The sequence below is a fragment of the Desulfonatronum zhilinae genome, assembly GCF_900182865.1.
GTDB classification, from domain to species: Bacteria; Desulfobacterota; Desulfovibrionia; order Desulfovibrionales; family Desulfonatronaceae; genus Desulfonatronum; species Desulfonatronum lacustre.
This window is the reverse complement of the sequence record NZ_FXUJ01000001.1, coordinates 259,788-271,547: the sequence shown is the minus strand read 5'-3', so window position 1 is coordinate 271,547 and position 11,760 is coordinate 259,788. Positions and strand designations below refer to the sequence as shown.

Sequence of the window (11,760 nt, the reverse complement as noted above, 5' to 3'; positions counted from 1 at the left end):
GGATCACGGTACGCCATGGATATCTTTCTTCTGACGACGATCATCGCGGCGGCCCTGGTGGTGTTCATCGCTGGATGGCTGCGGGTGGACCTGGTGGGACTGCTGGTGCTGTCCGCCCTGGCCCTGACCGGTCTCGTCTCCCCGCAAGACGCTCTGGCCGGCTTCAGCAGTCCGGCCGTGGTCACGGTTTGGGCCATGTTCATTCTGTCCGCCGGGCTGACCCGCACCGGAGTGGCCCATCAACTGGGCAAGCCGCTGCAACACTTCGCCAAAGGCAGCGAGGCCGTTTTGATCATCGCCCTGATGGTGGCCGCAAGCCTGCTTTCCGCCCTGATCAACACGGTCACCGTGGCCGCGATTTTGTTGCCCGCGACCATGGAACTGGCCCGGCGCAGCGGTCGCCCTCCGTCAAGGCTGTTAATGCCCCTGGCCCTGGGCTGCCTGCTGGGCGGGCCGTTCACCGGGATTTCCACCCCGCCCAACATCCTGGCCACGGACGCCCTGCGCAACGCCGGTTACGCGCCCTTCGCCCTGCTGGACTTCACGCCCATCACCGCGGCCATCGTCGCGGCCGGGATCATCTTCGTGGTGCTCATCGGCCGCCGGATGCTGCCGACCCACAAGCCCGGACCGTCCGCGACGGGACAGCGGGGACGGTCTTCCGGGGCTTCCTACGAGATGGACTCCCATGTTTTCTCCATCACCATCCCGGCCGACTCCCCCCTGGACGGCCGCACCTTGGCCGAAAGCCGGATCGGCTCGGCCCTGTACCTGACCGTGGTGGCCCTGCAACGCAAGGGCGTGTTGATGCTGGCCCCCAGGGCCACGGACGTGCTCGAGGCCGGAGACACCGTCATCGTACATGGGCAACCGGAACAGCTCCAACGCTTCCACGGCGACCAGCACCTGCGGGTGGAACCGCTTGGGCATCTGGACGCTCTGTTTTGCGAGCGCACGGCCATTGTCGAAGGCCATGTCGGCGAGCAGTCCCCTCTGGTCGGAACAACCCTGGCCCAAAGCGGCCTGCGGCGGGAGCATCTGGTCCAGGTGCTGCGCGTCCGCACGGTCGAGGGTCGGACCCTCAGGCATCCGCAGTATCACCGCTTCACTCCGGGAGACCGCCTCCTGCTCCAAGGGGAGCGGGAGCCTCTGGACAAGCTGGTTCAAAACGGGATTATCACGGACCCGATCCCGATTCAGACCGGCCCCTTGCGAAATTTGAGGGAAGCTCCCAATGAAAGTTCGGGCGAACTTCGGAGCGTGCTTCCGGGCGGCGAGGTCCACTTTCTGGCCGTGCGGGTGCCGGAGGGCTCGGTACTGGCCGGACGGGATCTGATGGACAGCCGGTTGGGCAACGCCTTCGGCCTGACCGTGGTCAGCATCCTGCGGGACGACGCCATGGTCTGCATGCCCGCGGCCAGTGAAATCGTCCGCCCCGGCGACCTGCTCGTGTTACAGGGCACGGAACGGGACCTGGAGCTGCTGCAAGGCTTGCAGGAACTGACCATCGCCGAGCAGGACAGCGAGCTGCTGGCCGAGCTGGAATCTCAACAGGTGGCCGTGACCGAAGTCCTGCTTTCACCGCGGACCTCCCTGGCCGGAAAGACCCTGGCCGATTTGATGTTTCGGGATCAGTACGGGGTCAGCGTCCTGGCCGTCTGGCGCAAGGGGCGGGCCCATCGGACCGGACTGCAGGACCTGCCCCTTCAGTTCGGGGACGCCCTGCTGGTCCACGGCCCCCGGCGCAGCCTGGAAGCCATTGCCCGCAATCCCGACTTTCTCGTGCTCGACCAGTCCGCGGCCCAGGCCCCGCGTCTGGAAAAGGCTCCCATCGCCGCGACGATCATGCTCAGCGTGGTGCTCAGCGCCATCTTCGGCCTGTTGCCCATTGCCATCGCCGCCCTGGTGGGCTCGACCCTGATGGTCCTCCTCAAATGCATCAGCATGGACGAGGCCTACCGAGCCATTGAGTGGAAGGTCGTCTTTTTGATAGCCTGCATGCTCCCCCTGGGCGTGGCCGTGGAGAACACCGGCGCGGCCCAGATGGGTGCCGAGGCTCTGCTCGCCGTGGTCGGAGACCTCGGCCCCCGCTGGGTGGTCGCGGCCCTGTTCCTGGTCACGGTGCTCGGCACCCAGGTCATCCCCACCGCTGCCCTGGTGGTCCTGATGGCCCCGGTGGCCCTGACCACCGCCGAAACCCTGGCCATCTCGCCCCAATTGCTGATGATGACCGTAGCCATGTCCGCCTCCTCCAGCTACGCCAGCCCGCTGTCCCATCCGGCCCACCTGCTGGTAATGAGTCCCGGCGGCTACCGCTTCGTGGACTACCTGAAACTGGGCGTTCCCCTGACCATCATCTCCATGCTGGTCTGCGTCTGGCTGCTGCCGGTTTTCTTTCCGGCATAGATTCGGCTGTAGTCGGGCAAACCCGTTCTTATCGAAATCGGTATCGAAGTCGAAAAATACTGGTAACTACTCAGCACAGAGAAATTCTGTTGCCGGGGTCGGAATCGGAATCGTAATTACAGCACCTCGTAGGATATGACGTTCATTTCGATTTCGATTTCGATTTCGATCAGGATTTCGATACCGATCCTAATAGCGTGTGAGAATCGAGAACAAATCTCCCATGTTCGGCTGTAGTCGGTTGCTTTGCTTGATGGAGTTGGATAACGGGAAAGTGTATACACGGTTTTCCAGGTAACCGACCGATCCGTGATCGATCAATTCAAAACGTCGAGAGAGCACCGAGAAATCAGCATCGAAAAAAGGAGGCGCGTCATGTCGTACAACTGGGGACCACTCTTCATCGTGCCCACCGAGGTGTCTCAGGTCTACTCCGGCACGATTCTGCTGCGTGAGGATCTGGACAGGGAATTACTGGCCAAGCAATTGGCGAAACTGAACATCAAGGGCCCGGTTAACAGGATTACCAACCCCTGGTATTACCGGAAGAAAGGCGAAAGCACCTGGGTGAAGATCGGAGAGTCCGAGGACCAGGACACGTATTTTCCGGTCCGATGGGACACCTCCGCCCTGGAGGATGGAGAGTATGAAGTCATGGGCTTCATGCACGTCTTCGTGAAGCAGGAAGGAGGCCAAGAAATCAGCATCGCCCGCCAAAACGTCGTGGACGTGACGGTCAAAAATTGAAATCAACGCGGAGAGGCCCGGATCGCACGGGTCTCCCCGCGTTACGTTCGATCAACCCACCAGCTATCAAGGAACGTCGTTATGCGGCTCCATGCATCTTCTTCTCCGAAGATTACCCTGCACCCGACCCCCGCCGTTATCATCCTGCTCGCCCTGATCACCGTCTACATGCCGATCCCGGCGGCGGCGGATCAAACAGCGGACCAAGCGTCTTCTTCCATCCCTGAATTCATCCCTCGAACCATCGCCGGAATGGAGTTGGTCGAGCTGATCGACGGCCGGCGCGCCGCCGCGATCATCAACCGGATGCATCACGGGGACGTGGCCACCCAAGCCAACTACATTGCCGAATACAAAGGGCCTCCGGGTTCGGCCACGTATTACGTTTCCCTGTACGACGATCCTCGACGGGTCGTGACGGACATGGAAGAGATGGCCGAGATCATGGCCAAGGAAGGCCACGGCTTTTCTCACCTGATGCCCCGCGTCAAAAACGACGTCGTTTTCTACATGGCCCTGGGCCAGGGGCAGGCTCACTATTTCTTCGCCAGGGACCTCGAACTGGTCTGGCTGGCCGTGGACGTGGACGTGGCGGAACTGGCCATTGAAGACGTGCTGTAGTTTGAAATCATTACCGCGAAATCGAACGGCAATTGACCGAACAGGACGCTCGCATCATGCCCATTGACTCCAACCTGCTCCGGGTCACCGTGGACCTTGGCGCAATCCAGGATAATTTTCGGCTGTTGCGCTCCCGGGGGACCGGGCTGATCGCCGTGATCAAATCCGATGCCTACGGTCACGGATTGATCCCCGTTGCCAAAGCCTTGGCGGAGAGCGGGGCGGACTGTTTCGCCGTGGGTACGGTGGCCGAGGCGACCCGATTGCGCCCGGAGGTCCGGGGGACCGTGTTCGCCCTGCTGGGTCCCCAGTCCTCCGAAGAGGCCCGCGAGGCGGTGCAACGCGATATCGTGCCGGTAGCCGCGCGACACGACCAGTTGACGTGGCTCCAGACCGCCGCCGACGCGACAAAGCGCCGGGCCGCGGTGGCCCTGAAGTTCGACACGGGTATGGCCAGGCTGGGCTTTAACCATGCGGAGGTGGACATGGTCCTGGAGACCCTGGCCCACTGCCGCGATGTGGAACCTCGGTGGCTGTTCAGCCACCTCGCCACCGCGGACGACCCCGACCAGGCGGAATTCGTCCGGGAACAGGCGACCCGGTACCTGATCGTCCAGGCCCGTCTCCAGTCCGGCCTCACGACCGCTGGAATACTCCCACGCTGCTCCCTGACCAATTCCGCGGGGCTCCTGGCCTATCCTGAACTGGCCTGGGACCGGCAGCGACCGGGCATCGCCCTTTACGGGGCCAACCCATTCCACGGCACTGAATTGGAATATCTGGGCCGAGATCTGCGCCCGGCCATGCGCGTCCAGGCTCCGGTGCTGGCCGTGCATCCCCTGGCCAAGGGGGCGTCCATTTCCTACGGACGGACCTTTGTCGCGGACCGGGACAAGACCGTGGCCGTGGTCGCCGCCGGGTACGCGGACGCCTATTCACGGGGTTTGTCGAACAAGGGCTGGATGCTGCTGCGCGGTCAACGGGTCAAAGTCCTCGGCCGGGTGTGCATGCAGATGACCGCCGTGGACGTGTCCCACGTTCCCGGCGTCGTGCCCGGAGACATGGCCGTGCTGCTGGGGCCGGACGAAGGTGACGCGATTACGCCGGAAGAACTGTCCTCCTGGTGGGAGACAATTCCGTATGAAGTCTTCTGCATGCTGGGAATGAATCCGCGGGAATACGTCGCCTCGTCCGAGGCGAGTCAAGGAGACCTCGATCATGCTTGATCGGATACGTCACCATCAGCCTGGGGATGATCATGACTCGCTGCGACCAGACCACCACGCCGGATAAGTTCGTGGCCCGGGCCGACGAACAGCTTTACCGGGAGAAATCCCAGGGTCGAAACCGGGTCTGCCTTGCCCTGGGGATGGATGATTTCGCGAAATCAACGTGCTGAGGGACATGGAGGACATCGAGCATGCGACGCATTTTTCTGATTTGCCTGGCCATCATGGTTTTCCCGTTCACCGTCTCCACGGCGGCCGGGGAGTTGCGCCTCGCCGTCTACCCCATGACCGACCCCCAGAAACTGCTTCCGCCCATGCGCATCCTGGCCGAGTACCTCAGCGATCGGACCGGGGAAACCATCACCCCGACCATCACCCGTGACTACAATGAAATGGTCCTGCGCCTGGAAGACCGCTCCGTGGATATCGCCTGGCTCAACCCGGTCAACTACCTCAAACTCAAAGAGCGGCTGCCCGCCCTGCAATATATCGCCACCTACATGGAATTCAACCAGGACGCCGGGGAGGTCATCCCCTACTACCACTCCTACATTATCACCTTGAAAGAGAGCGCGATCACGGAATTATCCCAGGCCCAGGACAAAAGAATGGGTTTCACGGACACGGGGTCCACCTCCGGCTACGCCTACCCGGCCATGATGCTCCGCAACCTGGGCATTGAGCCGGAGACGTACTTCCGCAACGTCTTTTTCCTCAAACGCCACGACCGGATCATCGAGGCCCTGGTGGCCGGCTCCATCGACCTGGGCGCGGTTTCCGACGGAACCTACCACAGCGCGGTTCAGACCCACGGAGACATCTTCCGGGTCCTGCTCAAATCCGACCCCATCCCTCTGGACGCCATCGTTTCACCGGGCCACATCACCCCGGAGCGGGCGGCCATGTACCAAGAAGCCCTGGACGCCATGCCACTGGACCATCCCTTCAATACGGCCATGAAAGAGATGCTCGGCTGGCCCGCGGCCGGTTTTTCCGTGCTGGACGATTCCCTGTACGACGGCTTCCGCGAAGCCCTCCGTTAGCCCCTGCCCTCGAGCTGACCAGGAGAAGCGGCGCATGGCCCTGAGCGTGAAGATCATGCTGTTGGTACTGGTCCCCTTCAGCCTCTTGCTGGGGGTGAATACGCTGTTCATTCGCCAGTCCGCGCTGCTCCACGACCAAGCTCTGGAGGACCGGGCCGATCTGCAGGCCCTGGCCGTCCAACACTCCGTAAACAGCCTGATTCAGGAAGCCGACTTTTCGGCCACGGTGCTGGCCTCTTCCACCGACGTCGCCCATGCCGTGGAGACGTCGGACAACCACATGCTTTTCGAATGGAGCAACCAGCTTCGAGGGCGAAGCGACATGGTCGTGGTCACGGATACCTTCGGAACGGTCCTGGCAAGGGCCCCGGACGAGTTTCGTTTCGGGGACGACCGCTCCGAACTGAAAGCGATCCGGCGGACCCTGCAAGAGGGCGAATACCGCAATACCGACATCGTGGACGGGAAGCTGAGCTGGGTTTCCGGGCAAAGAATCGACAAGTACGACGACATCTCCCTGGGCGCGGTCCTGATGGTCATCCACATCACCCCGGAACTGCTCCGGACGTTTACGGATCACCCAAACATCACCCTGGAATTCCGGGAAGGCGACCAACTCATCGCGTCCGCTCCGCAGCCGGGGGACATCCGCCATCAGCGCTATATCTGGCGAGACCAGCTCGGCGATCCCCGCAGTCCGTCCCGGATGACCATGTACCTGAGCGAAGACACGGCGGATCTAAGCCTGGCTCAGCTCAAACGGCAGATGTTCATCGGACCGCTGTTGACCGGTACGATTCTCCTGCTGGGCCTGATCTTCTTTCTACGCCGCTACATGCGCCCCTATTCCCTGGTCGTGGATGCCATGCTCGGCCATGCCGAACGCCCCGAAGACGCCGGAGCGTTCCGGACCAATCTGCGAGTCTTGGGACGGGACCCCGATCACGGAGCGGGTCGGATCGCTCGGGCCCTGCTTCGACTCCTGGATCAAATCGCCGAAGGGACCGCAAAAAACGAACGTTATACCTGTGAACTGACCGAGGCCATGGAGGCCCTGCGGGAAAAGGAACGTTCCCTGCAAAGCATGACCGACAACCTACCCGGATTCGTCTACCGGTGTCGCAACGACCCGAACTGGGCCATGCTCCACGTCAGCGCCGGATGCTTTCAGATCACCGGGCACCACCCCGAGGACTTTCTCTCCGGTCGCGTCGTGTTCAACCAGCTGATCGTGCCGGAGCTGCGCGAGCAAATCTGGCACAAATGGCAACCGATTCTCACCAACCGGGATGTCTTTGAGGAAGAGTTCCCCATCATCCGCGCGGATGGAGGCAAGCGCTGGATCTGGGAACGGGGCCGGGGCGTCTTTTCCAACGATGGCGAACTGCTGTTTCTGGAAGGCTTCATCATGGACGTTACGGATCGCCGTTTGGCCGAAGAACAGCTCAGACAATTGAACGACGATCTCCGCCTGGCGGCCGGGAACGCCGAACTGCTGGCCCGCCAGGCCGAGGCGGCCAGCCGGGCAAAAAGCGACTTCCTGGCCAATATGAGCCACGAAATCCGCACGCCCATGAACGCGATCATCGGCATGTCCCATCTGGCCCTCCTCACGGAACTGACGCCCAAGCAAAAGGACTACATGGCCAAGATCGATTTCGCGGCCAAATCCTTGCTGGGCATTATCAACGATATCCTGGACTTTTCCAAGATCGAGGCCGGCAAAATAACACTGGAGCACACGCCCTTTCGCTTACGGGACGTTTTGAACAACATGGTGTCCATGGTCGGATTCGCGTCTCGGGAAAAGCAGATCACCCTGGACGTCACCGTTGACCCGAACACACCGGACCTCTTTGTCGGCGACCCCCTGCGCCTCGGCCAGGTGCTGACCAACTTGACCATCAATGCCGTCAAGTTCACGCTGCGAGGCGGGGTGCGGGTGCACGTGGAACAGATTCGTAAGGACGACGTTCACGGTTCACGACGAAACGGCAAGCCCGAAAGCGTTGAGCTGCTTTTCACCATCCAGGACACGGGCGTCGGCATCGAACCGGAGAAACTGCCCAGTCTTTTCCAGCCTTTCTGGCAGGCGGACACCTCCACGACGCGCAAGTTCGGCGGCACCGGCCTGGGCTTGCCCATCAGCAAGCAGTTCGTGGAAATGATGGGCGGGACCATCCGGGCGGAAAGCGAACCAGGCAAGGGCAGCACCTTCTCCTTCACGGTCCGCCTCGATCTCGCCGACCCCGCCGCCATCAAGCAAAATCACACGCCACCCTCCGAAACCCGCTCAGCGCATGAAATCGCCGACGCCTCCCGCCTATCCGGTCGGCGCGTGCTGGTGGTGGAGGACAATGCGCTGAACCGGGACTTGCTCGTGGAACTGTTGACCGACCTGGGCCTGTCCGTGGACATCGCGGTCAACGGCCAAGAAGGCTTGCGCCGGGCGACATCGGAACAGTACGACCTGATCCTGATGGACATTCAAATGCCGTTGGTGGACGGGCTGGAAGCGACGAAGCGCATTCGCGCATTCGAGGTTCATGAAGAGGTTCACGGTTCACGGTTCAACGGTTCAGCGGTTGACGGTATTGGTGTAGGGGCGCACCGCGGTGCGCCCGACGGAGTCGCGCCAAATGCAACATATTCCGGCGCTACCCGGGCCCCAACCGTGAACCGTGAACCCGGAACCGTGAACCATGATCGGCGAACGCCGATCATCGCCATGACCGCCCATGCCATGGTCGACGACCGCCGAAAAAGCCTGGACGCCGGCATGGACGACCACCTGACCAAGCCTGTGGAGCCGGAAGTGCTCAGGCAGGCCTTGTTGCACTGGATACCCGCGAAAGGTGGAAGTCGGGGGTTAGAGGCCAGGAGTCAGGAGTCAGAGGTCGACAGTCAGGAAATGAATGGCGGAATGATCGCGAATCCTCCCCTTCAACCCTCAGCCTTCCCCCCCCAGCCCTCCCTTCCCCTCTCCCTGCCGCCCTTCGATATTCCCAGAGCTTTGGCGCGCTGCAACGGCAAAACGGCCCTGCTGCGCAAACTGCTGCTCTCTTTCGGGAAGGAGTACGAGGGCGCCATGGCCCGATTGCGTGGGCTGATCAAGGAAGGAGACACCGCCGATGCCCGGATATTGGCCCATTCCCTGAAAGGCGTGGCCGCGACGCTGGAGGCCCGCGACCTGTCGGAAGCGTCCAAGGCCGTGGAAATGGCCCTGCGGGCCGACCAAACCGTCGACCTGGACCAGTTGTTGAGCCGGATGGAGGCCGAACTGAACACCGCCCTGGACGCGGTCAAGCGCCTTGCAGAGTCGTCCGGCGATCCACTTCCCGAACTGTCCGGCACGGCCTCCGCGACCGCGTCGAACGGGTCACTGGACCGCGATTCGAATGTGACATCATCACCATTCAGGAGGCGACTCCCATGAAAAAACTGCCCATCGGCATCCAGACGTTCGAGAATATGATTCGAGAGAACTTCGCGTATGTCGATAAAACTTCGTTTGTCGCCGGACTTCGCGATGAGGGGAAATACTACTTCCTCTCCCGGCCCCGACGTTTCGGAAAAAGCCTCTTGCTCAGCACCATCAAGGCCGCGTTTCAGGGCAAGAAGGAGCTGTTCCAGGGGCTGTATCTGGAACACAATTGGGACTGGGAGACCGTCCATCCGGTGGTTCATGTCAGCTTCGGCTCCGGGGTGACGCGCAGTCTGGATGAGCTCCAAGGGGCGTTTTCCTATATCCTGGATGAGCATGCCAAGGCCTACGCGATCACCTCCGTTTACACGGACCTGCGAACCCGGTTTGCCGACTTGATCAAGACCCTGCACGACACGTTCGGTCGGCAAGTTGTCGTCCTGGTGGACGAGTACGACAAGCCGATCCTGGACAACATTGAAAACCCGGACTTGGCCCGAGAAGTGCGCGAAGAGCTGAAGAACTACTATTCGGTTATCAAGGATTCGGACCCATACATCCGTTTCGTGTTCATCACCGGGGTGTCCAAGTTCAGCAAGGTGTCCTTATTCAGCGGTCTGAACAACCTCAATGACATCACCCTGGACAAACGCTATTCCGCTCTTTGCGGGTATACCCAGGAGGATCTGGAGACCGTTTTCGCCGACCGGCTTCACGGCGTGGACCTGGAGCAGATCCGGCTGTGGTACAACGGCTACAACTGGCTGGGCCGGGAGGTTTATAACCCTTTCGATATCCTGCTCTACCTCGATTCCCAGGAACTCCGGCCCTACTGGTTTGAAACCGGCACGCCGACGTTTCTGGTCAAGCTGCTCCAGCAGGGAAAATACCATATTCCGGCCCTGGAGGATCTGACGACCAGCGAAAAGCTCCTGGGCAGCTTCGATGTCGAGGCGGTGGAGGTGGAGACCCTGCTTTTCCAGACCGGCTATCTGACCATCAAATCCGTCCAGCAACTGGCCGGAACCCGGCGGTTTCGCCTGGGCTACCCCAACCTGGAAGTCAAGCAGAGCCTGACCGACGCCCTCCTGCCTCGCCTGACCGGGGTGCTTGCCGCGTCGGAAGCAGCCAAGTTCGACGCCTACGACGCCTTGGCCGCCGTGAACCTCGACGGGCTGCGCTCCATCTTCCACGCCTTTTTCGCCTCCATCCCCGCGGACTGGTACCGCAAGAACCAACTCGCCGGATACGAAGGCTATTACTCCTCCATCTTCTATTGCTATTTCGCGGCCCTGGGCCTGGAGGTCATCCCGGAAGACACTTCCAGCCACGGACGGATCGACCTCACGGTCAAGCTGGACAACCGGGTCTTCATCTTCGAATTCAAGGTGCTGGGCAAGAACGCCGCCCCGGGATCGGCCCTGGATCAGATCAAGCGCAAGGGCTACGCGGACAAGTACGCGGCCCTGGGGACGACGGTCTACCTGATCGGCGTGGAATTCGAGCCCGAGGAGCGGAACATTGCCGGGTTTGCGTGGGAAGAGGTGGAGAATGCTTCATGACATCATTGGCCATGTCCGTTTTTCATGAGAGCCCGCAGGGTACCGTTGGCCTTCTTTTTTTAAATCATCTTGCTTTTTCTTTCTCCATGCATGACAATGTAATTCACAAAGAAAAAGGAGGCCTGATCATGGCTGCAAACCAGCTGGTACAAGCGCGTATCGACGGCGCGATCAAGGAAGAAGCCGCGTCGGTTTTGGCCGCGATGGGACTTACCGTGTCCGACGCGGTGCGGCTGCTGCTCACAAAAGTTGCACAAGACAAGGCGTTGCCTTTCGAGCCTTTGATTCCGAACACGACGACGATTCAGGCGATGAAAGATGCTCGCGCTGGTCGCGTTACGAAAGCCGCGAACCTCGAATCTCTTTTTCATGATCTCAATGCGGGCCCTTGACTATACCCGCCAGTTCAAACGCGACTATAAACGCGAAAAAAAAGGTCGGCATCGAATCACGCTTGATGCCGACCTTCACGTCGTCTTGTCTCTACTGCTAAGCGACCATTCGCTGGAAGCGCAGCACCGCGACCACGCCTTGGCCGGTGATTGGAGCGATCATCGGGACTGCCATATCAAGCCCGATCTCGTGCTGATCTACCAAAAGCCCGACAGTGACACGCTGCGCCTGGTGCGCCTCGGCTCTCATTCTGAACTCGGCCTCTAATCGAACCGGGGGTGTCTCCGCAGTGAATTTGATTTGTTCCCGTGGCTGACCTTGTCCTGGTTTGGAGG

10 protein-coding genes are annotated in these 11,760 nt (G+C 61.0%); all 10 read left to right on the top strand.

Going from position 1 to position 11,760, the window contains the following annotated elements:
- Positions 1-15 precede the first annotated feature (15 nt).
- The 10 genes from AC559A_RS01235 (at position 16) to AC559A_RS01190 (ending at position 11,692) form a co-directional block, all read left to right on the top strand.
- Positions 16-2,406 (top strand): SLC13 family permease, encoded by a 2,391-nt coding sequence (locus AC559A_RS01235; RefSeq protein ID WP_498815720.1) that lies wholly within the window; start codon positions 16-18, stop codon positions 2,404-2,406.
- A gap of 375 nt (positions 2,407-2,781) precedes the next feature.
- Positions 2,782-3,153, top strand: coding sequence for a hypothetical protein (locus AC559A_RS01230; RefSeq protein ID WP_498815718.1), 372 nt, complete (start codon positions 2,782-2,784; stop codon positions 3,151-3,153).
- 81 nt (positions 3,154-3,234) lie between these two features.
- Positions 3,235-3,774 carry a LysR family transcriptional regulator gene (locus tag AC559A_RS01225; protein WP_028573042.1) on the top strand — a complete coding sequence of 180 codons (540 nt, stop codon included), beginning with the start codon at positions 3,235-3,237 and terminating at the stop codon, positions 3,772-3,774.
- A 56-nt stretch (positions 3,775-3,830) separates the two neighbouring features.
- The gene (gene alr, locus AC559A_RS01220; RefSeq protein WP_498815716.1) at positions 3,831-5,000 is read left to right on the top strand and encodes an alanine racemase; all 1,170 of its coding nucleotides are present in this window, start codon (positions 3,831-3,833) and stop codon (positions 4,998-5,000) included.
- Complete coding sequence (locus tag AC559A_RS01215; protein WP_498815714.1) at positions 4,997-5,173, top strand: diguanylate cyclase domain-containing protein; 177 nt, start codon at positions 4,997-4,999, stop codon at positions 5,171-5,173. Before alr ends, AC559A_RS01215 begins: the two co-directional genes overlap by 4 nt.
- Positions 5,174-5,194: 21 nt before the next feature.
- Positions 5,195-6,046 carry a phosphate/phosphite/phosphonate ABC transporter substrate-binding protein gene (locus AC559A_RS01210; RefSeq protein ID WP_498815712.1) on the top strand — a complete coding sequence of 284 codons (852 nt, stop codon included), beginning with the start codon at positions 5,195-5,197 and terminating at the stop codon, positions 6,044-6,046.
- Positions 6,047-6,080: 34 nt separating this feature from the next.
- Complete coding sequence (locus tag AC559A_RS01205) at positions 6,081-9,482, top strand: hybrid sensor histidine kinase/response regulator (RefSeq protein WP_498815710.1); 3,402 nt, start codon at positions 6,081-6,083, stop codon at positions 9,480-9,482.
- Positions 9,479-11,032: an ATP-binding protein gene (locus tag AC559A_RS01200; RefSeq protein WP_498815708.1), complete on the top strand. Its 1,554-nt coding sequence runs from the start codon at positions 9,479-9,481 to the stop codon at positions 11,030-11,032. Before AC559A_RS01205 ends, AC559A_RS01200 begins: the two co-directional genes overlap by 4 nt.
- Positions 11,029-11,424: a type II toxin-antitoxin system RelB/DinJ family antitoxin gene (locus tag AC559A_RS01195; RefSeq protein ID WP_498815706.1), complete on the top strand. Its 396-nt coding sequence runs from the start codon at positions 11,029-11,031 to the stop codon at positions 11,422-11,424. Before AC559A_RS01200 ends, AC559A_RS01195 begins: the two co-directional genes overlap by 4 nt.
- Positions 11,411-11,692, top strand: coding sequence for a type II toxin-antitoxin system YafQ family toxin (locus AC559A_RS01190; protein WP_498815705.1), 282 nt, complete (start codon positions 11,411-11,413; stop codon positions 11,690-11,692). The genes AC559A_RS01195 and AC559A_RS01190 overlap by 14 nt, the downstream gene beginning before the upstream one ends.
- Positions 11,693-11,760 lie beyond the last annotated feature (68 nt).